19 protein-coding genes are annotated in these 22,328 nt (G+C 60.7%); 10 read left to right on the forward strand and 9 right to left on the reverse strand.

What is annotated here, in order from left to right:
- Positions 1-244: 244 nt before the first annotated feature.
- Positions 245-1,105, reverse strand: coding sequence for an LOG family protein (locus tag WA367_RS06300; RefSeq protein WP_336055923.1), 861 nt, complete (start codon positions 1,103-1,105; stop codon positions 245-247).
- A 132-nt stretch (positions 1,106-1,237) separates the two neighbouring features.
- On the opposite strand from WA367_RS06300, the gene dapD reads away from it, so the two are divergent.
- The 4 genes from dapD (at position 1,238) to WA367_RS06320 (ending at position 4,343) form a co-directional block, all read left to right on the forward strand.
- Positions 1,238-2,092: a 2,3,4,5-tetrahydropyridine-2,6-dicarboxylate N-succinyltransferase gene (gene dapD / locus WA367_RS06305; protein WP_336055924.1), complete on the forward strand. Its 855-nt coding sequence runs from the start codon at positions 1,238-1,240 to the stop codon at positions 2,090-2,092.
- Between the two features lie 30 nt (positions 2,093-2,122).
- Positions 2,123-2,491 carry a DUF805 domain-containing protein gene (locus WA367_RS06310; protein WP_336055925.1) on the forward strand — a complete coding sequence of 123 codons (369 nt, stop codon included), beginning with the start codon at positions 2,123-2,125 and terminating at the stop codon, positions 2,489-2,491.
- Positions 2,492-2,569: 78 nt separating this feature from the next.
- Positions 2,570-3,757: a succinyl-diaminopimelate desuccinylase gene (dapE, locus tag WA367_RS06315; RefSeq protein WP_336055926.1), complete on the forward strand. Its 1,188-nt coding sequence runs from the start codon at positions 2,570-2,572 to the stop codon at positions 3,755-3,757.
- Between the two features lies 1 nt (position 3,758).
- The gene (locus tag WA367_RS06320) at positions 3,759-4,343 is read left to right on the forward strand and encodes a transporter (protein WP_336055927.1); all 585 of its coding nucleotides are present in this window, start codon (positions 3,759-3,761) and stop codon (positions 4,341-4,343) included.
- A 1-nt stretch (position 4,344) separates the two neighbouring features.
- On the opposite strand, the gene truA is transcribed toward WA367_RS06320, so the two are convergent.
- The 4 genes from truA to def are packed head-to-tail and all read right to left on the reverse strand — an operon-like array spanning position 4,345 to position 7,084.
- Positions 4,345-5,088 carry a tRNA pseudouridine(38-40) synthase TruA gene (gene truA, locus WA367_RS06325; RefSeq protein ID WP_336055928.1) on the reverse strand — a complete coding sequence of 248 codons (744 nt, stop codon included), beginning with the start codon at positions 5,086-5,088 and terminating at the stop codon, positions 4,345-4,347.
- Positions 5,089-5,090: 2 nt separating this feature from the next.
- Positions 5,091-5,594, reverse strand: coding sequence for a GNAT family N-acetyltransferase (locus WA367_RS06330; RefSeq protein WP_336055929.1), 504 nt, complete (start codon positions 5,592-5,594; stop codon positions 5,091-5,093).
- Positions 5,591-6,526, reverse strand: coding sequence for a methionyl-tRNA formyltransferase (fmt, locus tag WA367_RS06335; RefSeq protein WP_336055930.1), 936 nt, complete (start codon positions 6,524-6,526; stop codon positions 5,591-5,593). The genes WA367_RS06330 and fmt overlap by 4 nt, the downstream gene beginning before the upstream one ends.
- 27 nt (positions 6,527-6,553) lie before the next feature.
- Complete coding sequence (def, locus tag WA367_RS06340) at positions 6,554-7,084, reverse strand: peptide deformylase (RefSeq protein WP_336055931.1); 531 nt, start codon at positions 7,082-7,084, stop codon at positions 6,554-6,556.
- Between the two features lie 100 nt (positions 7,085-7,184).
- Between def and WA367_RS06345 the strand changes: the two genes are divergently transcribed.
- From WA367_RS06345 to WA367_RS06355, 3 genes are all read left to right on the forward strand, one after another.
- A complete protein-coding gene (locus tag WA367_RS06345) occupies positions 7,185-8,429 on the forward strand; it encodes a DNA recombination protein RmuC (protein ID WP_336055932.1) in 1,245 nt (414 codons plus the stop codon).
- Positions 8,430-8,518: 89 nt separating this feature from the next.
- Positions 8,519-9,481 carry a TAXI family TRAP transporter solute-binding subunit gene (locus WA367_RS06350; protein WP_336055933.1) on the forward strand — a complete coding sequence of 321 codons (963 nt, stop codon included), beginning with the start codon at positions 8,519-8,521 and terminating at the stop codon, positions 9,479-9,481.
- Positions 9,482-9,561: 80 nt separating this feature from the next.
- A complete protein-coding gene (locus WA367_RS06355) occupies positions 9,562-11,331 on the forward strand; it encodes a TRAP transporter permease (protein WP_336055934.1) in 1,770 nt (589 codons plus the stop codon).
- Here the strand turns inward: WA367_RS06355 and hisG are convergent.
- From hisG to WA367_RS06375, 4 genes are all read right to left on the reverse strand, one after another.
- Entirely contained in the window at positions 11,321-12,019 is a 699-nt protein-coding gene (hisG, locus tag WA367_RS06360) for an ATP phosphoribosyltransferase (RefSeq protein WP_336055935.1), read from the reverse strand. The genes WA367_RS06355 and hisG overlap by 11 nt on opposite strands.
- Entirely contained in the window at positions 12,016-13,137 is a 1,122-nt protein-coding gene (locus WA367_RS06365; RefSeq protein ID WP_336055936.1) for an ATP phosphoribosyltransferase regulatory subunit, read from the reverse strand. The genes hisG and WA367_RS06365 overlap by 4 nt, the downstream gene beginning before the upstream one ends.
- A gap of 261 nt (positions 13,138-13,398) precedes the next feature.
- Positions 13,399-14,874, reverse strand: coding sequence for a histidine--tRNA ligase (gene hisS, locus WA367_RS06370; RefSeq protein WP_336055937.1), 1,476 nt, complete (start codon positions 14,872-14,874; stop codon positions 13,399-13,401).
- A 111-nt stretch (positions 14,875-14,985) separates the two neighbouring features.
- Positions 14,986-16,800 (reverse strand): pilus assembly protein, encoded by a 1,815-nt coding sequence (locus tag WA367_RS06375; RefSeq protein WP_336055938.1) that lies wholly within the window; start codon positions 16,798-16,800, stop codon positions 14,986-14,988.
- 224 nt (positions 16,801-17,024) lie between these two features.
- Here WA367_RS06375 and WA367_RS06380 point away from each other — a divergent pair, with 224 nt between their 5' ends.
- The 3 genes from WA367_RS06380 to ileS all read left to right on the forward strand — a co-directional run bounded on the left by WA367_RS06380 (position 17,025) and on the right by ileS (position 22,210).
- Positions 17,025-17,885, forward strand: a complete 861-nt coding sequence (locus WA367_RS06380; RefSeq protein WP_336055939.1) for a TIGR01459 family HAD-type hydrolase — start codon at positions 17,025-17,027, stop codon at positions 17,883-17,885.
- 7 nt (positions 17,886-17,892) lie between these two features.
- Complete coding sequence (locus tag WA367_RS06385; protein ID WP_336055940.1) at positions 17,893-18,885, forward strand: bifunctional riboflavin kinase/FAD synthetase; 993 nt, start codon at positions 17,893-17,895, stop codon at positions 18,883-18,885.
- A gap of 223 nt (positions 18,886-19,108) precedes the next feature.
- The gene (ileS, locus tag WA367_RS06390; protein ID WP_336055941.1) at positions 19,109-22,210 is read left to right on the forward strand and encodes an isoleucine--tRNA ligase; all 3,102 of its coding nucleotides are present in this window, start codon (positions 19,109-19,111) and stop codon (positions 22,208-22,210) included.
- Positions 22,211-22,328 lie beyond the last annotated feature (118 nt).

Consider the following 22,328-nt stretch of genomic DNA (forward strand, 5'->3'; position numbering starts at 1 on the left):
AAGTGGACCGACATCACCCAGCGGGTGGCAGATGACCATGAGGTCGCGGTAAGGCTCGTTGGCCGCCGCGACGGCCGGCTGAAGCGCCGAGAGAAAAAGCGCAAAAAACCCCGCTACCGCGAACAATGCGCGGTCACGTCGAAGCTGGTTGAACCAGCTTTGCGCTTTTGCCCGGGTCTTCATGGGACTGCTTCTAGCCTGAACCGTTATGCGGCGCGACGGTTAGAATGACGCACCGCTCAACTCAAAGTTCATAGAACGTAGCAATCGCGTTCCAGGCCTCTTCGGCCGTGTCCACAAAGGTTATCAGCTTGTCGTCTTCAGGCGAGATTGTGCCTTGTTCGGCCAGGAAGCCGATATCGATGGCACCTTCCCAGAAGGCCTTTCCGAAGAGCAGCACGGGAACACGCTCCATGCGACCGGTCTGGATGAGTGTCAGCGTCTCGAAAAGCTCGTCCATCGTGCCGAAACCACCGGGAAACACCGCAACGGCCTTCGCCCGCATCATGAAATGCATCTTGCGGATGGCGAAGTAGTGGAAGTTGAAGCAAAGCTCCGGCGTGACATAAAGGTTCGGGGCCTGCTCATGCGGCAGCACGATGTTGAGGCCGATGGAGGGCGCGCCGCAATCCGCTGCGCCGCGATTGCCGGCTTCCATCACGCCGGGACCACCACCGGTGACCACCACATATTCGCGGTAATAGGACTTCGCCGACTGTTCCGAGCAGAGGCGGGCAAAATTGCGTGCCTCATCATAATAGCGGCTGAGCTTTGTGAGGTTTTCCTTCTGAACCTCGTTCTTCGCAGCCCACGCATCGCCGCCCGGTTCGGGCAGGCGTGCGCCGCCGAACAGGATCACCGTGGAACGGATGCCACGCTCGGCCAAAACCATCTCCGGTTTGAGCAATTCGAGCTGCAGACGCACCGGGCGCAGCTCGCGCTGGGTCATGAAGTCTTCGTCATCCCAGGCAAGGCGATAGGTGTCGGAGCGCGTCTGCGGGGTGTCGGGCACGCTGCGCGCACGCTTCAGGTCTTCATCGGAATGAGGAAGCGGCGTCCAGCCATTATTGTCTTCGCGGTCGGTCAAATCGTCGATCTCCGGCATTTGGCGCGGCCCCGTCGCGCATCCTGTGATTGACCCCCATCCTTGCTTCGCATAGTTTCCGCGCGGCCTTCGGGTGTCGATGAAAAGACTATGGCCCGAGCCCTTATCAGCTTGTTAAATGGAGCCGCAAGTATGCCGAGCACAGATGTCGCCGCACTCGAGAAGATCATAGAAGACGCCTTCGAGGCGCGCGACGGTATCAGCACGGATACGCGCGGCGAGATCCGCGACGCGGTTGAAGAGTCGCTCCTGCTTCTCGACTCTGGCAAGGCACGCGTTGCCGAACGTCAGGACAATGGCGACTGGAAGGTCAATCAGTGGCTGAAAAAGGCCGTCCTCTTGTCCTTCCGCCTCAACCCGATGGAAGTCATCAAGGGCGGCCCCGGCGACAGCACCTGGTGGGACAAGGTGCCCTCCAAGTTCGACGGCTGGGATGCCAATGCGTTTCAGGATGCCGGTTTCCGCGCCGTTCCCAATTGCGTGGTTCGCCGCTCGGCCTATATTGCACCCGGCGTCGTTCTGATGCCCTCCTTCGTCAATCTCGGCGCCTATGTCGGCAAGGGCACCATGGTCGATACCTGGGCCACCGTCGGCTCCTGTGCGCAGATCGGCGAGAATGTGCATCTTTCCGGTGGTGTCGGCATTGGCGGTGTTCTGGAGCCGATGCAGGCCGGTCCGACCATCATCGAGGACCACTGCTTCATCGGCGCTCGTTCGGAAGTGGTTGAAGGCTGCATCATCCGCGAAGGTGCAGTTCTTGGCATGGGCGTCTATATCGGCAAGTCCACCAAGATCGTCGATCGCACCACGGGCGAAATCTTCTATGGCGAAGTGCCACCCTACTCGGTCGTCGTTGCCGGCACCATGCCCGGCAAGCCGATGGGCAATGGTGAGCCTGGCCCGAACCTTTACTGCGCCGTGATCGTTAAGCGCGTTGATGAAAAGACACGCTCCAAGACTTCGATCAACGAACTGCTGCGCGACTGATCGGCTGCACGACCACAAGAGGAAGAACGCATGGGCAGAAATGACCTGACATGGCTATTTTTCGGTTTTTCCGGCCGGATCAGCCGTATGGCATTCTTCCTCGCCGGCCTGCTTTGGGCGGTCTTCCAGGCTTTCGCCCTCTACCGGTTCACCGTGGCAGAGCAGGCAGGGGGGGCGACCGACATTTGGGCCATGCTCTTCTGGGCGCTGTTCTTCCTTTCGGTCTGGTCGTCCGTGGCATTGGGCGTGAAGCGGCTTCACGACTTCGGCAAGCCCGGGATCTTCACGGTCGCGCTGTTTATTCCGATGGTATCCATCATCACCTTCATCGCCTTGTGCCTCTGGCCGGGCGATGAAGGGGCGAACCGCTACGGTACGCGCACCAACGCTCCGGCCTGAGCCAGCTGACCTTCACGCATTGCTGCAGGTGGATCGCGCGTGGTGACAGCGCGAAGGCTTTGGAATATGGCTTGTTCCATGACACTTCCCACAGATCCCGCAAAGAACCTCGCCGACCTCATCCGCTGCCCTTCGGTTACGCCCGAAGATGCCGGGGCGCTGGACACGCTTGCCCAAATGTTGGAGCCCCTCGGCGCCAAAAGCGAAAAGCCCGTCTTCAGCGATGAGAACACGCCGGATATCGCCAATCTCTACGCTACAATCGGAGAGGACGGCCCGCACCTCATGTTTGCCGGACATACGGACGTTGTGCCAGTCGGCGATCCGGACCAGTGGAAATTCCCGCCCTTTGCCGCAGAAATTGCAGATGGCGTGATGTATGGCCGGGGCGCGGTGGACATGAAGGGCGGCATCGCCTGCTTCGTGGCAGCCCTTGCCCGGCATGTTGAGAAGAACGGTCCGCTCAAGGGCCGCGCGTCGCTGCTGATTACCGGCGACGAGGAAGGCCCGGCGATCAACGGTACGGTGAAGCTTCTGGAATGGGCACGCGAACGCGGCGAAAGCTGGGACGCGGCCATTGTGGGTGAACCCACCAATCCCGAAAAGCTCGGCGACATGATCAAGATCGGTCGCCGCGGCTCCATGTCGGGACGGGTCACGGTGACAGGCCGACAGGGCCATGTTGCCTATCCGCATCTGGCAGACAATCCCGTGCCTGGCATCCTGGCGCTGGGGCAGGGGCTGATCGCGCACATCTTCGACGAAGGCACCGACGAGTTTCAGCCCTCCAATCTCGAAATCACGACCGTGGATGTCGGCAATCCTGCGGTAAATGTCATACCGGCCAAGGCAAGCCTCGCCTTCAATATCCGCTTCAACGACACCTGGACTGCAGAAAGCCTGCAGGAAGAAATCCACAACCGGCTCGATGAAGCTGCCGAGCATGATTGTGCCGAACGCGGGCTGGAAGCTCCGGTGGATTATGAGGTCGAGTGGATTGGCCGGGTCAGCCCGGTTTTCCTCACACGCGACGAAAAGCTGATCGAAACTCTTTCGGCATCCGTCGAGGCGGTCACTGGGGAACGCCCGAAGCTTTCCACCTCCGGCGGCACGTCCGATGCCCGCTTCATCAAGGACTATTGTCCGGTGGTCGAGTTCGGCCTTGTTGGCCAGACCATGCATATGGTGGATGAGCGCGTGCCGGTATCGGATCTGGAGACGCTCACGCGGATCTATGAGCGTTTCATTCAGGACTGGTTCGGCTGATATGCCGGCTGGTGATGTTCAGCACTCGCTTGCCGGTGTCTGGCGTTTGATGTTGGGCCGCGCAGACGGGCTGAAGCTGCTGGACCTTACCGCAGATGGCTTCTGGAACTCCTTCCGCGCCATCCTCCTTGCCCTGCCGCCGCTGGCGCTTGGCTGGGTCTCCTATGCAGGCGAACTGGCCGCCACCGGTTACGGCGAACGCCCTGCGCTGGTCTTTCGCCTGTTTCTGGCCGAGATGGGTGCCTGGCTCCTGCCGCTGGTAATTCTGGCGCTGCTTGCCCGCCATATCGGGCTGGCGCAGCGTTTCGTGCCCTATGTCGTCGCGTCCAACTGGGCCTCGGTGATCTTTGCCTGGGCCATGCTGCCAGCCGTCCTCATGCGGCTGATGATGCCCGAGGCCGGGCTTGCCGAGATGGTTTCCATTTTCGTTTTCTTCCTGAGCCTGTTCTTCTCCTGGCGCATGACGGTGGTGGTCATCGACCGGGGTGCCGCAATTGGCACCGCGTTCTTTTTCGCCATGCTGATGGGCGCCATCACGCTGTTGATCTGGCTGCAGGAGATGTTGGGGCTTGTGCCCGACTACTGACCTAGTAGTCGACCTGGATGAGATAGAGCCCGTCGGCCGGTGCCACGGGACCGCAGGCCGAACGCTTCTTCGCTTCGAGCGCGGCCACCAGATCATCCGCGTTCCAGCTTCCGTCCCCCACTTTTACAAGCGAACCCACGAGCGAGCGCACCTGATTGTGCAGGAAGGAGCGCGCGGAAGCGCGAACTTCAATGACGACACCGTCACGCGAAACGTCGAGCCGGTCGAGCGTCTTGATGGGGCTTTTAGCCTGGCACTGGGCCGCGCGGAAGGTGGTGAAGTCATGGGTGCCGAGAAGCCGCTGTGCGGCCTCATGCATGGCATCCACATCAAGCTTGCGCGATATGTGCCAGGCCCGACCGCGCTCGATGGCAATGGGCGCGCGCCTGTTGATGATGCGGTAGAGATAGTGCCGCGCCTTGGCCGAAAAGCGCGAGTCGAAATCCTCACCTACCTGCGTGCAATTAAGAATCGCGACACGCTCATCAGCCAGTGCCAGATGTGCATTGATGGCATTGCCGACCGTGTTCGCCGCCCAGTCTTTAGACAGATCGAAATGCGAGACCTGGCCCGTTGCATGCACGCCGGCATCGGTACGTCCGGCAGCCTTCAGCGAGATTTCTTCGCCGCAAAATTTCCTGATGGCCTGCTCGATGGCCGCCTGCACCGTGTGCTGGTTCGCCTGCCGCTGCCAGCCGGAATAAGGCGTGCCGTCATACTCCACGTCGATGCGATAGCGCGCCATGCTCAGCCAAGACCCCGGAATGCGCGCGGATAGATCAGGCGTCCGGCAAGCGGCGCTTCACCCGAAGCTCGCGCCTGAAGAGCCTCGCACTGATAATCGCTATCGAAACCGGCTGCTCGCTCGTGCGAATAACCGAAACGCCCGTAATAGGCGGGATCGCCCAGCACCACGCTGAGGCACTCGCCCTCTCGTTCAAGCCGCAGATGAGCTTCCTCGATGAGCGCGGCACCGATGCCCTCGCGCTGATGATCCGGGTCTACGGCGACCGGAGCCAGAGCCACTGCGTCATATGTCCCGTCGGATGCCTCTACCTTCAGGCGCGAAAACAGGACATGCCCGCGTACCATGCCATCGCGCTCCGCGACGAGCTCAAGAACGACGTCACTGTCCTGACGCAGCTTGTTCGTCAGCTCCGCTTCCGCACCGCCTTCAAAGGCACGACGCAGAAGTGCATCCACGGCCTCATGGTCGGTAGCCTCGACTGCACGAAGAATGACAGCACTCATGGCAGAATGGCTCCGTCTTCAAGCTTTGCGCCGCGCAGGAAATCCTCCGCCGAAGCACGCTTTGCGCCCGCCCGCTGAACCTCCGTCAGCTCCACGGCACCTGTCCTGCAGGCGATCACGAGGCCACCGCCAAGCCAGGTGCCAGCCGGTGCCGAAGCATCTGTCACACGGCTTTCCAGTACCTTGACGCGCTCCAGCTTGCCGCCAAGCGGCATCTCGCACCAGGCGCCGGGAAAGGGCGAAAGCCCGCGAATATGGTCGTGCACTTCCTGTGCAGGCTTCGACCAGTCGATGCGCGTTTCCTGCTTGTCGATCTTCTTTGCATAGGTCACGCCATCTTCGGCCTGGGGCACAAGCTCCAGCGCACCGTGCTCAAGTGCTGCCATCGCACGCACCATGAGTGCTGCGCCCACATCGCGAAGGCGGTCATGAAGTTCACCGGCCGTCATGTTCGGCTTGATCTCGACCCGCTCGGTCATGGCGACAGGGCCGGTATCAAGTCCTTCATCCATGCGCATGATCATCATTCCGGTCTCGGCGTCTCCCGCCATGATGGCGCGCTGGATTGGAGCGGCACCGCGCCAGCGGGGCAGGAGTGAGGCATGACCGTTATAGGCGCCAAGGCGCGTGCCTTCGAGAATGGCTTTCGGCAGAAGAAGTCCATAGGCGACGACGACCGCGGCGTCGGCCTTCAGATCACGAAAGGCTTGCTGTTCTTCCTCGCTTTTCAGGCTCTTCGGCGTGCGCACGTCGATGCCAAGCGCTTCGGCACGCTTGTGCACGGGCGAGGGGGTAAGCTCCAGACCACGGCGGCCCGCAGGACGTGGTGGCTGGGTATACACCGCAGCAATCTCATGACCGGCTTCCACTAGCGCATCAAGCGTGGCGACCGAAAAGTCCGGCGTACCCATGAATATGAGGCGAAGGCCCATTGGCGGCTGCTCCCGTCAGACGGTTGGTCAGCCCACCATGCGGCTTGGCGGACGGTCCTTGGCGAGTTTCTTGAACTTGCGCACCACCATGTCGCGCTTCAGCTTCGACAGATAGTCGATGAAGAGCACGCCATTGAGATGGTCGATCTCGTGCTGCAGGCAGGTAGCGAGCAGCCCGTCAGCCTTCAACATCTGCTCGCGACCCTGTTCGTCGATGTAGCGCACGGTCACTTCGGCCGGGCGCTCCACTTCCGCATAGTAATCGGGAATGGAGAGGCAGCCTTCCTCATGCACATTCATCGCGTCCGAGCGCTCGAGGATCTCCGGATTGATGATGATGCGCGGCGCGGGCTCCTCGTCCTTCTCGGCCACGTCAAGAACAAGCATGCGGCGCGGCTCGCCCACCTGGATGGCGGCAAGGCCGATACCCGGCGCATCATACATGGTGGCAAGCATGTCGTCGGCGAATTTGCGCACCTCGTCATCCACGCGTTCAACAGGTTTGGAAACCTCGCGCAGGATGGGGTCGGGCAGAATTACGAGCGGTCGAATTGTCATGCGCGTCAGGTAATGGCTCGGCGCTTGCCCGTCAACAAGGATGCGGGCTTGTTCACCTTTTGGTCTTATGTGGTTATCACGAATCGCATAAGCTGCCTGAATGGACATTGCTCAGATCTTTAATGCGCCCGTAGCGCAGTTCGGTTCCTCCACCTTCACGCTCGGCCAGCTGGTGGCGGGGGCGGGGCTCATGCTGCTTGTGCTTTTCGTCTTCCTGATGGTGCTTTTGTGGCGCTCTGCACGGGCGCGTGCGGTGGCCGCCGCCGAAGCCGCGCAGCGGGCGCGCGAGGCCGAACAGCGCATGGCCGAACTCACCCGCGCGCAGACCGAGCTGCAGGGGCGCATGGGCACGATCGCGGAAGTTTTCGGATCCAGACAGGCCGAGCTGACCAAGGCGCTGTCCGAGCGCATGGACGGCATGACGACGCGGCTGGGTCACTCGATCACCGAGCAGACGAAATCCACGCACGAGAACCTGGCAAAGTTGCAGGAGCGCCTCGCCGTCATCGACACGGCCCAGAACAACATCCAGTCGCTTGCCGGTCAGGTGGTGCAGCTTCAAAACATCCTGTCCAACAAGCAGACACGCGGTGCGTTCGGCCAGTCGCGCATGGAAGCCATCATCGCCGATGGTCTGCCCCCTGGCGCCTATGAGTTTCAGGCGACGCTCTCGAACAATACGCGGCCCGACTGTCTGGTGAAGATGCCGAACGATGCCCCGTCACTGGTCATCGACGCGAAGTTCCCGCTGGAAAGCTGGAACGCCATCCGCGCGGCATCCGAGGGAGAGAGCGGACCCGATGCAAAGCGCGTGGCCGAGCAAAGCTTCCGCCGGGATCTCGATGTGCATGTCAAGGCGATCTCGGAGAAATATCTGCTGCCGGGCGAGACGCAGGACACGGCCTTCATGTTCGTGCCCTCTGAATCCATCTTCGCCGAGATCCACGAGAATTTCGAGGCACTGGTGCAGAAGGCCCACCGCGCCCGTGTAGTCATTGTTTCGCCATCGCTCCTGATGCTGTCGATACAGGTGATCCAGGCCGTGCTGAAAGACGCGCGCATGCGCGAGCAGGCACATCTGATCCAGGCCGAGGTGGTCAAGCTGATGCAGGATGTGACACGGCTTGATGACCGGGTGCGCAAGCTGCAGACCCATTTTGGCCAGGCCAGCCGTGACATCGACCAGATCCTGACCTCCACCGACAAGATCACCAAGCGGGGCGAAAAGATCGAGGCGCTGGAGCTTGGACCGGCGGAAGCCGCAAAAACGTCAGCGGATGGTGGCGAACAGCGTCTTGCACCGCCCGGCCAGGGCTCCCTGCGCCTGCGGGTGGTGGAAGAATAGCCGCTTCGCGGCAAAGTGAGTTGAAACACCGGCAGTTTTCCTGCCAATGAGACACTTCATTTCGTGAGTGCTCTTTGGGAGGAAACAAAATGTTCAAGTCTGCACTGAAAACGGCATGTGCCGTCGCGGCGTTCACTGCGGTGGCGCTTTCAGGTGCGAGCGCGGAAACCCGCATCACCTACAAGTCGGCAAAGGCCGGTTCCTCCTATTACCAGATGGCGGTCGAGATCGCCGAAGCCCTAAAGAAGGGCACCGATGGCGAGTTCAGCGTCACCGTCGAGGAAAGCCAGGGTTCGGTCCAGAATGTCATGGAAGTGCGCGCGCGTGGCGCAGACTATGTCTTCACGACCCCACCGGCATTGGTGGGTGCTGCACAGAACGCGTCCGGTCCTTTCGAGGGCAAGGGCAGCGACAAGTTTGCTGAAATCCGCGCGCTCTTCCCAATCCCCTCGCTCACGATGCACTTCGTGGTCGCCGAGAGTGCTGGGGCCAGCAAAATCGAGGATCTGGCCGGCAAGACGGTTCTGCTCGGCAAGGGCTCCTTCGGTGCGAGCGAAGGCGAGAAATATCTCGAACTCTTTGGCATCAAGGATCAGGTCGAGATTGCCGACGCTGAGCTTTCCAATGCGGTGGCCGCCCTCAAGAACGGACAGATCGATGCTTTCGTCACGGCCGGCTCCTGGCCTGCACCGAACGTGATCGAGGCTGCAGCCAGCATTGGCGTTGACGTGCTTTCACTGACTGAAGAGCAGATTGCAGAGACCAAGCGCACGAAGATCACGATTCCCGCCGGTACCTATAGCGGTCAGGACGAGGACATCGTCACCACTTCGCTCCCGGTGGTGGCCTACACGACAACGGCCATGGATGACGACACGGCCTATCAGCTCACCAAGACCTTCTGGGAGCAGAAGGAAGCCATGGGCGGCAACGCACCCTGGTGGAACGGTGTTGACACGGCGCTGATGGCCAACATCACCGGCAAGCTGCATCCCGGTGCTGTACGCTACTATGAAGAAGCAGGCGTGGAACTGAGCGACGCCCAGAAGTAAAACCGCCACCTGCCGCCGCACCTGATTTCAGGGTGCGGCGGTTGCTCCTTGTTTTCAGCCTTTCAGACAAAAGCATTGCCATGACCAAGCGCATCGCCCTGGCCGCCCTAGCAGGCCTGCTCGTCGCCTATCATCTCGCGCTGGTCTTTTCCGGGCTCGTGCCGAACCTTGTAAGCCGGCCGCTGCATATGGCGCTGATCCTGCCCTGGGTGCTCGTTTTCGTGCCGCAGGAAATGGGGTGGCTGAAACGCATCTCGGGCGTTGCGCTTGCTCTTGCTGGCATCACTGCAAGTCTGTGGGTCGCGCTGAACCAGAACAGCCTCGGTGACCAATATGGTTTTCTCGAAGGTCCTTTTCAGATTGCCATTGCGGCAATCCTGTTGCTCGTGGTTCTGGAAACCGCGCGTCGCGCTATCGGCTGGGCCTTGCCCATCGTTGCCGCCATCATGTTGCTCTATGGCCTTTTCGGGCAGCATATTCCCGGCGAATTCGGCCATTCGGGAACCCCACTCACATCCTTTCTCGGCACGCTTACCATCGCCGAAGGCGGCATTTGGGGCAGCCTTACAGGCATCTCGGTTTCGACCGTCTCAATCTTCGTGATCTTCGGAGCCGTGCTTAATGCGGGGGAGGCGGGGCAGGGCTTCATGAATGTCGCTGCAGCCGCGGCTGGCCGCCTGAAAGGTGGGGCAGCCAAGGTTTCCGTCATTTCATCAGCGCTGTTCGGATCGATCTCCGGTTCCGCTTCTGCCAATGTCGCCTCCACTGGTGCGATCACCATTCCCGCCATGGTCAAGCTTGGCTACCCGAAGCGGCTGGCGGGTGCCGTCGAGGCCGTAGCATCCTCCGGTGGCCAGATCATGCCGCCGCTCATGGGGGCTGGCGCCTTCGTGATGGTGGAGCTTACAAGCACGCCTTACACCGCCGTCATGGCCGCAGCCATCCTGCCGGCAATCCTCTATTTCTTCGCGGTGTGGATCGGGGTGAACGCATTCAACACCCGCTACAAGCTTGAGGGCCTGCCAGCGGATCAGGCTCCCGCACTGCGCGATGTGATCATCACTTCGGCCTTCTTCCTCGTGCCGTTCACGGTCCTGCTCTGGGGCATGTTCGTGGCGGGCGTCACGCCGCAATATGCCGCAAGCCTTGCCATCCTGGCAGGAGCAGTGCTGCTTTTCTTCAATGGTGCGCTGCGTTTTTCTGCACGTGAGGCTCTGCTCCGTTTCGAAACCGCGCTGATCACCGCCGCACGTCAGGTCGCGCTTATCGCTTCCATCATTCTGTGCGCTTCCATTGTCATCGGCGTGCTTTCGATCACGGGCCTTGGCGTCAAGATTACCTCGCTCATCCTGTCGGGCGCAGGGGGCATGTTGTGGCCATCTCTGCTTTTGACGGCGATTGCATGCCTGATCCTTGGCATGGAAGTGCCGACAACCGCCGCCTATGTCATCTGCGTGTCCGTGGCTGGCCCCGCGCTGACACAGCTTGGGCTGGAGCCGCTGGAGGCGCATCTCTTCGTCTTCTGGTTCGCGCTTCTGTCCACCATCACGCCGCCCGTCTGTGGTGCTGTTTTCATTGCTGCGGGCATGGTCGACGAGGATTGGCTGAAGGTCGCCTTCACGGCAATGGCGCTGGGCGTCGGGCTCTATCTGATACCTCCGGCCATGATCGCCAACCCGATGCTGCTGGCATCGGCCACGGCACCGTTGGCCGCACTGTTTGCCGGCGCAAAGGTGGCGCTGGCGCTGGGAATGATCTCCTACGGGCTCATCGCGCGATTCAGCGTGGCAACACGCACCGGACTGGTGGCGGGCGGGCTAATCGTACTTTTCGTGCCACTCAGCCTTTAGAATTGATCGCGTCGCAGATGGAGGCCACCAGCGCCGCGTCGTGCTCGTCGCGTGCTCTCTTGGCTTTCACCAGGCACGCTTCAGAGCGCAGAATAACGCCGTCTTCCAGCACTTTCAGATGGTTGGCGGTCAGCGTCGAGCCGGTCGAGGTGATATCGACAATGATATCGGCAGACCCCGCCGCCGGCGCGCCTTCGGTGGCACCGAGGCTTTCCACGATGCGATAGACCTGGATGCCGTGCTTCTGGGAAAAGAACTGCTGCGTCAGGCGCCAATATTTCGTGGCAATGCGCAGACGACGACCGTGACGATGGCGAAAATCGGCGGCCACATCGTCAAGATCGGCCATGGTCTCGACGTCAAACCACACATCGGGCACGGCGACCACCACATCGGCATGGCCGAAGCCGAGCCGGGCGGCAATCTCTGCCTTGGCTTCCCAGTCGGGAATGGTTTCGCGAACGAGGTCTTCGCCGGTTACGCCCAGATCAATGCTGCCCTTGTCGAGCTCGCGTGCGATTTCGGAAGCCGACAGAAACGCGACCTCGATCTCCGGACGACCTTCCATCGAAGCCTGATAGCGCCGGTCATTTTCAGGCAGCTTCACATGAAAACCCGCAGCGGCAAGCTGCTCGATCGTCTTGTCCTTGAGGCGTCCCTTGGAGGGCAGGGCGAGTGTAATGCTCATGATGCGCGCTCCCGCAGGGTCTCGATGCGGTCCAGCCATGCCGAGAAGCCAATGCCGGGAATGGGGAAGGGCGCGCCAAGCAGCGTCAGAAGCCGGTCATAGCGCCCGCCACCGACAAGCGGCTGTCTCTCACCCTCAACCGTGATCTCGAAGATGAAGCCGGTATAATAGTCAAGCGGACGACCGAAGGAGGCATCATAGGTAATACGGGCAGCGCCGAGACCGGCTGCCTCGATCTCCCTCTGACGCGCGGAAAATCCGGCAAGCGCTTCATCAAGCACAAGACCGGCTTCACCCGCAAACGCTTCCAACCTCGCGATGGCTTCTGAGAGCGGCACTTTTAGCGCTAGGAATTTGCGCAATGCAGCGACCGCATCGTTGGAAAGCCGTACGCGCTCAAGTGCTGCCTTCTCGATCAGACGCTCGGCGATTTCCTGCGGCGTGCGACCGGCAGATGGCGAAAGACCCGCAGCCTCCATGCGCTCTGTTACCTGGGCCACAAGCGCACTTCGCTCACCCCTGGCAACCAGTTCGGCGAGATCGGCAGGCAGGCTGCCGCCATTGGGCGGATTGGTAAGTTCATCGAGTGTTGCCTTCAGGAGCCCCGGCGCCCCGAAGGCACGCGCCAGCCGCTTCTGCCAGCCCGATGGAAGTCCAAGCGCGGAAAGCACCGCCTCGAAAAGCGCCTGGTCGCCCATGGTCACGGCAAGAGCACGGCCCGGAAGCAACCGCTCCAGAAGCGCATGAGCGTCGGCCAGCGAACGCGCATCGGCTTGCGGACGGTTGTCCGAGCCCAGATCCTCGATACCCGCCTGAAAGAACTCTGCACCACCTTGTCGGCGCTGACGGAACACTTCGCCCAGATAGGCATAGCGCTGCGGCGTCTTCGCCCGCGCTGCAATGTGGTCACGGCAAACCGGAATGGTGAATTCCGGCCGCAGGCAAAGCGTTTCGCCCGTCTCGCTTTCCGTCAGGAAAATGCGCCGACGCAGATCCTCCCCCGCCATGTCGAGAAAGGGGTCGGCCGGCTGGATAATGCCAATATCCGCAAGCTGCGCCTCGCGCTCGGCAAACAGTGCGAGAATGTCATTGGCGAAGGTGGGGTAGCGGTGGGTCATGAGATGCCGGTGCGTACAGCACCCCCCTCTGCCTTGCCAGGCATCTCCCCCTCAAGGGGGGAGATCACACAGCTTCGCTGTCGCGCGACTGGTTTCAGGATTGGTGCTGCACTCAAACGCAGCCAATCTCCCCCCTTGAGGGGGAGATGTCCGGTAGGACAGAGGGGGGTGATCCTGGCTCTCACCTCAAGCGCAGCCAATCTCCCCCCTTGTGGGGGAGATGCCCGGCAGGGCAGAGGGGGGTATTGCAAGCCGCTCACCTCAAACCCCATCCCGTTCCTGCCGCTGCTCCTCAAGCACGCGGGCAACCGCCTCCACCAACTCGTCTTCCTTGACAGAAAACTGCGCCGGACGGCTCGCGCGCCATTCCTCGTTGCTTTCGATCTCGGCGGACAGCTTCTTGCCCTCGATCAGATCCTTGATCTGCACCACGCCTTCCGCGCGCTCATCAGCACCCTGGATGATGGCCAGCGGGCTGCCGCGGCGGTCTGCATATTTGAGCTGGTTGCCGAATTTCTTCCAGTTGCCCTGATACATCTCGGCGCGGATGCCGGCATTGCGCAGCTTCTGCGTGAAGGCCTGATATTTAGCCATGGCCTCCATGTCGCCATCCATGACGGTAACGAGCACGGGGGCCAGAACCTCGTCCTGACCAAGCTTTCCAAGGTTCTTCAGCGCCGTCATCAGGCGCGAAACTCCGATGGAAAAGCCGGTTGCCGGAACAGGTTGCCCGCGGAAGCGCGAGACAAGCCCGTCATAACGGCCACCACCACCCACCGAGCCGAAGCGAACGATCTCGCCCTTCTCATTGGGGATTTCTGCGGTGAGTTCGGCTTCGAAGACCGGGCCGGTGTAGTATTCGAGGCCGCGCACGACGGAGGGGTCAATGAGGATGCGGTCTTTTTCATAACCGGCAGCGCGGACAAGGTTCTCGATCTCGCCCAGTTCTGCTAGGCCAGCCTTGAACAAATCACTTTCGATGGAGCTGTTCTTGCCCGCAACATAGTCGAGGACGATCTGTGCCTTGCCCGCATCCAGTCCCGCACCCGGCGTGAAGTCGCCTTCACCTTCCTTGCCGCCGTCCCATCGGCCGGGCCCGAGCAGCAACACGATCTCCTCAACCGGAAACTTGTCCAATTTATCAATCGCGCGCAGCACGGTCAGCTTTTGCGCTTCATCCGTAACGCCGATGGCTTCCATCACGCCGTCAAGCACCTTGCGGTTGTTGACGCGGATGACATAGTCGCCGCGCGCAATGCCGAGCGCTTCCATGACATCGGCCATCATCATGCACATTTCGGCATCTGCCGCGACAGAGGGCGCGCCGACAGTATCGGCATCGAATTGCATGAACTGGCGGAAGCGGCCCGGGCCGGGCTTCTCGTTGCGGAACACCCAGCCCGCGCGATAGGTGCGGTAGGGAAGCTGGATCTCGTTGAAATTTTCCGCGACATGGCGCGCCAGCGGCGCGGTCAGGTCGTAGCGCAGGCTCATCCACTGCTCGTCGTCGTCCTGGATGGAGAACACGCCTTCATTTGGCCGGTCCTGATCGGGCAGGAACTTGCCGAGCGTGTCGGTATATTCCATCAGCGGCGTTTCGATCGGGTCGAAGCCGTAGCGCTCATAGACGACGCGGATCTTCTCGACCATCTCGTTGACGGCGCGAATATCGGCTGGATGGCGGTCGACAAAGCCGCGCGGGAGCCGTGCCTTAACCTTGCTTGCCTTGTTCGCCATGATCTCGAAATTCCGCCTGAAAATGTGAAAAACCGCGCCCGGGAAAGGGCGCGGCTGGTCTAACCGATAAGGGTGAGGGCGGCAAGCCTTCTGCCTGCCGCGCATGGGTTCCTAGCTGACGATGCGCAGATTGGAGAGCTCGTCGGCAATTTCCTTGAACTTCTCCGAAAGGTTCGCCCCCGTCGCATTCCAGAACAGCTTGGCGGCATTGCCATTGCCATCGGTGCGGAAGCGCGATGTGGAAACGCAGTCTTTCAGGCCGTCGATCTGCGCCTTGTCGGTCTTGTCCTTCTCATCAAGGTCAAGCGCGACAGCCATGATGATGATATTGCCATCCGTCTTCGCATTCCGGCACACCTCCGCCATCTTGTCATTCATGGCTTTGGTGTAGTTGGAATTGGAAAAGTCGCTCTTGTTGACCGACGTGTTCTCGAAGATGCGGCTCTTGCCGTCCTTGTTGCGTGCATAGCCGAAGCTTGAGTAAACCGAGCGATTGTTGGCCAGGTCATTGCCGCCATAGCGGTAATAGGACCCTGAATAGGGCTGTGCAGTTATCGAATCCGGACGGTAATAGGTGTTGGCGCCATCGGTGAGCACGATAACCACCTTGTCATTTCCGCGCTCCGTTTCTGGACGTGCCTTGAAAGGCTCCGGTCCGGAAACAACGCGCCAACCCCACGCGAGACCGTCGGGAACATTGGTTGCACCGCCTGCCTGCATGTCGTCAATCGCGTCTTCGATGGTCTTCAGCCCCTCTTTGGTGGCGACATCGGTCAGTGGCGTGATGGGCTTCGTTGTGCAGGAAAGATTCGGTCCCTTGCCCGGGCCGATGGCGCTTGTATCAAGACGCGCCTTGGTCGGATCGAAATACTTCTTCATCCGCGCCTGGTCGTCGATCTCGCTGCTGTAGTCGTAGTCTTTCCACCAGTTGTTGTTTGCCGGACGCGAATACCAGGTCTCATCAGTCTCGTCGGGAGCAAACATCGGCACGAAGAGCGTGTCAGGATTTGCAGATGTCGGAACCGCATCATTCAGGCCATAGTCGCCCGGGCGGATTTCAACGCAGCCTGCCCAGCTGTGTATTGTGGTGGCATCAAAAAGAGTGAACCGGCTGACTGTGGTGTTCTGCTCGCTTTTCGGCCAACCCTTGCCCTTCTTCTTCCAAACACCGCTTTCTTTCACGACCTGCTTGTTGCCGCTGGACATGTCCGACCAGTCGAAATTCTCATGATGAATGGAAGAGCGGCCCTCGGTATCCATCCAGGATGCGTTCTTGTACTTAGTCCCTACATTCACGGATGCGGCGAACGGCACCACGCCGAATTGAACAGGCGCATTGATCTGCTTCATCGAACCGGCCTGCTGGGAAAGCGTGCTGACAAGCTCCTTTGCAGCATCTTTGAGGAGGTCGATGCGCTTCTTGCCCGAACCCGAACCCTTGTAGTCCATGGAGCCCGAATTATCGAGGACAAGGGCCACTTCGATGGTGTTCTTGAGCTGAATTTCGCTGCGCGCGCTGAAAGCCATATCGGTTTCACCGGAGCCAGAAGCTTTGCGCAGCGCCTGAAACGCCGGGTAGAAATAAGGCTTGTATTTGAGGTCTGCCGTCAGCACCAGCGTTCCGCCACCGGTGGTCATGTCCGGCAAGTCGACATCCAGTTCAGTGTTTTCGGGCTTCACCGGGCCAAGATTGGCGACGAAGAAGTCTTTCGCGAACTGCTCCGCCTCCTCGTCGCTTACACCTCTGGAAATCTCGACCGCTGTCGCAATACCTGCCGCATCAAGCGCATTGAGCGTTGCCTGCCTCTGGCGGCTGGCCTCGGTATAGTCGATGGCAAGCGCAAGACACCCCATGATGGGAACCATGGCGATGGCTGTCAGCATCGCGTAGTTTCCGCGCTCGTCCCGCAGGAATTTGAGCAACATGGCATTAACCCCCAATAACGTTGCCCTGAAAGATCAACCTTCTCTTATAGGAAGTGGTTAATCGCGCTGGAGAAGTTCGCCTGCTGGTGGATGAATGGTTAAAGCGCAGGCTGCGATTGCTCATATCGGGCAAGCCGTGAAGATGGGTGACATGAAAGGGCCCATGGGCTAATGCCTGTTGCCGTCCAGCCCGAACCGAAGACCGATCACCTGATGGAGAACCGATGGCCGACCCCGTGAACATGATCGACCGTCTGGAAGAGATTGCCGAGCCCTACAAGGTCATTCTTTCCGATGTCTGGGGTGTCGTGCACAACGGTGTGTCTGCCTTTCCTGACGCCGTGGATGCATTGGCGCGCATGCGCGCAGCCGGTAAGAAGGTGATCCTCATCACCAATGCCCCGCGGCCCCACCCGCTGGTAATCGAGCAGCTTGAGCGCCTTGGTGTGCGCGATGATGCCTGGGACAAGGTCGTCACCTCCGGCGACGTGACCCGCAAGCTGATCGAAGAAGGCCCGCGCCGCATCTTCCACCTTGGGCCGGAGCGCGACACGCTGCTTTATGACGGGCTGGATGTGGAACTCGTGGAAGAATTCGAGGCTGCGGGCGTCGTCTGCACCGGTCTGGAAGACGATGAGAGCGAAGGCCCGGAGGATTATGCGGAAATTCTGCAGCGCCTGCGCGCGCGCAATCTGCCCTTCATCTGCGCCAATCCGGACATTGTGGTGGAGCGTGGTGACAAGCTGGTCTATTGCGCCGGCGCCCTGGCGCGCGAATACGGTCTGTTGGGCGGCCGCACGCTGATCGCGGGCAAGCCCTTCGCTCCGATCTACGAAGCGGCCATGCAGGCGGCAGGCGAGCTGGCGGGCACAACCTTCGACCGCTCGGAGGCTCTGGCCATCGGTGATGGCGTTCTGACTGACGTGAAGGGCGGAGTGAATGCGGGCATTGACGTTCTTTTCGTCACTGCCGGTATCCACGGCGCCGACTACAATGTCGATGGCGCTCCCGACAAGGCAAAGCTGGCGGCGTTTTTCGACAAGCACGCGCTGCATCCCGTCGCCAGCATTCACCGGCTGAAATAGGTGCGGCGTGGGCGCGCGGATTGAACGCATCACCGCTTATGACAAACTGCCGCGACCTTTGCGCGGCGGGGTCATTGCCATCGGCAATTTCGACGGCGTGCATCGCGGCCATCAGGCGGTGCTGGAAAGAGCTCTGGAGATCGCCCGTCGCGAGGGAAGACCTGCAATCGTGCTCACCTTCGAGCCGCATCCGCGCGCATTCTTCCAGCCGGACCGGCCACTGTTCAGGCTGACGCCGGCACCGGCGAAGGCGCATCTCCTGCAAGCCCTTGGCTTTAATGCAGTTGTCGAGCAGGCGTTCGACGCGAGCTTTTCCGGTCTGACGGCGGAGCAATTTGTCGAGCGTGTTCTGGTGGAGGGCCTTGGAGCAGGGCATGTCGTCACCGGTTTCGACTTCCACTACGGCAAGGCGCGCGGCGGCACGCCTGAAACGCTTGGCCGAGCCGGAGAGGCGAATGGTTTTGGCGTAACTGTCGTCGACGCTTTCGGCGATGAAGGCGGCAACACTATCTCTTCCAGCCGCATCCGCGAACTGTTGCGGCAGGGAGAATTGCCGGAAGCCAACGGGCTCCTGGGCTATCGCTTTACGGTGGAGGCGGAGATCATTGGTGGCAAGCAGCTTGGCCGCACGCTCGGTTTTCCGACCGCCAACATGGCCTTGTCGCCGGCAAGTGATCTTGCCCACGGCATCTACGCCGTTCGCTTCCGCCGGGCAGATGGCAGCCTATACGACGGTGTCGCCAATTTCGGCCGCCGCCCGACCGTGGATGAAGACGGCGCGCCGCTTCTGGAAACCTATCTCTTCGACTTCGAGGATGACCTTTACGGCGAAACCTGCGCCGTCTCGCTTTTCGCATTCCAGCGGGGCGAGGAGAAATTTGACGGGCTCGAAGCACTGACCGAGCAGATGAAGCGGGACGAGGAGACTGCGCGCGCCATCCTGCAGAAGGTTGAGCCGCTATCGCCTCTTGATCTGCAAATCGCGTTCGAGCGGAGCTGAAGCGTGGCAATCAAGGCTTTATTCTTGGTCAAGCCTCGGCTAAAAGCGCGGGCCATGACCATACGCGCCGGCCACAAGACGAATTTCATACGAATTATTGGCCCGGCCTTCCCGGCGGCCTGAGGGCTGCGGAAGGTCCGGGATTTGCGCGCGCAGGCTGATGGCGGCCTGCGAGACTGGCACAGGCGAGGCTCATCTGCCTTCGCATTCTCACGGCGAGACCATGACCGACACGTCCGAAAAGCTCGATTACTCAAAGACCCTCAATCTGCCACAGACCGATTTCCCGATGCGCGCGGGCCTGCCCAAGAAGGAGCCGGAGATCGTCGCGCGCTGGGGGGAGATGGACCTCTACAAGCGCCTTCGCGAAGACGCGAAGGGACGTGAGAAATTCGTCCTCCATGACGGCCCACCCTATGCAAACGGCAATATCCATATCGGCCACGCGCTCAACAAGACACTGAAGGACATCATCACCCGCTCCTTCCAGATGCGCGGTTATGATGCCAATTATGTGCCGGGCTGGGACTGCCACGGCCTGCCGATCGAGTGGAAGATCGAGGAACAGTACCGCGCCAAGGGAAAGAACAAGGACGAAGTGCCGGTCAACGAGTTCCGCAAGGAATGCCGAGAATTTGCCAGCCACTGGATTAAGATCCAGTCGGAGGAGTTCCAGCGCCTCGGTGTCGTGGGCGACTTCGAAAAGCCCTATCTCACCATGGACTACCATGCGGAAGCCCGCATCGCCGGCGAGCTTCTGAAATTCGCCATGTCCGGCCAGCTCTATCGCGGCTCGAAGCCGGTCATGTGGTCGGTCGTCGAGCGCACGGCTTTGGCTGAGGCCGAGGTGGAGTATCAGGATGTCGAGAGCGACATGATCTGGGTGAAGTTCCCGGTGGCGAACGCCATCTATTCAGAGGCAGCTTGGGTTTCTCCTGAAGATCCTGAGCTTACGGAGCTCACGGACGAGGTTGTTAAAAAACAAACAGCGCTGCGTGAAGCGTTTATCGTTATATGGACGACAACGCCTTGGACGATCCCCGGCAATCGAGCAATCGCATATTCTACCCGTATTTCCTACGGACTGTATGAGATCACCGAGGCTGAAAACGACTTCGGTCCTCAAGCCGGTGAAAAGCTCATTTTTGCCGACGCACTTGCTGAGGAGTGCTTTGCGAAAGCCAAGGTAACTGCGTCACGCTTGTTCGATGTGCCTGCGCGAACCTTTAAGCATATGACTGCTCACCATCCGCTGAAAGGCCTCGGCGGTGGCTATGAGTTCACCGTGCCGCTTCTGGCAGGCGATCACGTGACGGACGACGCCGGTACCGGTTTCGTGCACACCGCACCCAGCCATGGTCGTGAAGACTTTGACGCCTGGATGGACGGTCGTGCTGAACTCGAAGCGCGCGGCATCGACCCGACCATTCCCTTCCCCGTCGATGATGCGGGCTACTACACCAAGGACGCGCCGGGCTTCGGTCCGGACCGTGAGGGTGGTCCGGCACGGGTGATCGACGACAAGGGCAAGAAGGGCGACGCCAACAAGGCCGTGATCGAGGCCCTGATCGAGCGCAACATGCTCTTTGCGCGCGGACGGCTGAAGCACTCCTACCCGCATTCCTGGCGGTCCAAGAAGCCGGTCATCTTCCGCAATACGCCGCAGTGGTTTGTCTATATGGACAAGGAGCTTGGCGGTTACGGTCTTGCGCAGCAGGACCGAGCGTCCGACCGGACGCCGGGCGAAGTCTCGCCCGCCCACGCGGAGGCCAGCGAGCAGGGCGAGCGTGCGGCCGTGAGCGCAAATCAGCCGGACACGCTTCGGAACCGCGCGCTGAAGGCCATCGACACGACACGCTTCGTGCCCTCCGCCGGCCAGTCGCGTCTGCGCGCCATGATCGAGGATCGTCCGGACTGGGTGCTTTCGCGCCAGCGCGCATGGGGTGTGCCGATCTGTGTCTTTGCCGATGAAGACGGCAACATCCTGCAGGACGAGACCGTCAACAAGCGCATTCTGGAAGCCTTCGAGGCCGAAGGCGCTGATGCGTGGTTCGCCGATGGTGCCAAGGATCGCTTCCTTGAAGGCCGCGACGACAAGGACAAGTGGACCCAGGTCATGGACATCCTTGATGTCTGGTTTGATTCCGGCTCCACGCACACCTTCACGCTGGAAGACCGGCCGGACCTGAAATGGCCGGCTGACGTCTATCTCGAAGGCTCCGACCAGCATCGCGGCTGGTTCCACTCCTCGCTTCTGGAAAGCTGCGGCACACGTGGCCGCGCGCCTTACGACACGGTCATCACCCACGGCTTCACCATGGCCGAGGACGGCCGCAAGATGTCGAAGTCGCTTGGCAATACGGTGGTCCCGCAGGAGATCATCAACCAGTCGGGTGCTGATATCCTGCGCCTGTGGGTGGCCACCACCGATTACTGGGAAGATCAGCGTCTCGGCAAGAACGTGATCCAGACCAATGTCGATGCCTACCGCAAGCTCCGAAACACCGTGCGCTGGATGCTCGGCACGTTGGCTCATGACGAAGGCGAGGATGTTCCGGTGGCCGAGATGCCGGAGCTTGAGCGCCTGATGCTCCATCGCCTTGCCGAACTCGATGAAGTGGTGCGCGCAGGCTACGACAATTTCGATTTCAAGCGCGTCGTGCGTCAGTTGCTCGACTTCATGGTCATCGAATTGTCGGCCTTCTATTTCGATATCCGCAAGGACGCACTTTACTGCGACGCGCCCTCCAGCACCCGCCGCAAGGCTTCGCTTCAGGTGGTGCGCAAGCTGTTCGACTGTCTGGTAACATGGCTTGCCCCGGTGCTGCCGTTCACCACTGAAGAGGCATGGCTTGAGCGTTATCCGGAGCGTGAATCGGTGCATCTGGAGCAGTTCCCGACCGTGCCCTCGGATTGGAAGGATGAGGCGCTTGCCGCGAAATGGCGCAAGATCCGCCAGGTTCGACGCGCCGTTACCGGCGCGCTTGAAATCCAGCGCAAGGACAAGGTCATCGGCTCTTCGCTCGAAGCATCCCCCATTGTCCACGTGACGGATGCCAGCCTGCGCGAAGCCATCGCCGACCGCGACATGGCCGAAATCTGCATCACCTCCGGCATTGAAATCCGGGATGACGCTGCACCTGCCGATGCGTTCGTCTCCGAAGATGTAAAGGATGTAGCGGTCGTGTTCCGCCGCGCCAGCGGTCAGAAATGTGCCCGTTCCTGGCGCTACACGGATGACGTGGGTACCGATCCGGAATTCCCGGACGTGTCTGCCCGCGACGCCGAAGCACTGCGTGAACTGAAGGCGTTGGGCCGTCTTTAGTCGAGTCAATCGCCTTAACGCGCCCGTTGCTTCGCTCCCGCCGCTTCTGTAAAAAGAGCGGCGGGACGTTTTTTTGCCATAAGCTATGCTCTATACACGTGGCGCTTGAGTAACGGGC

Source organism: Nitratireductor sp. CH_MIT9313-5, assembly GCF_037029545.1.
In the GTDB taxonomy this organism is placed as follows: Bacteria; Pseudomonadota; Alphaproteobacteria; order Rhizobiales; family Rhizobiaceae; genus Chelativorans.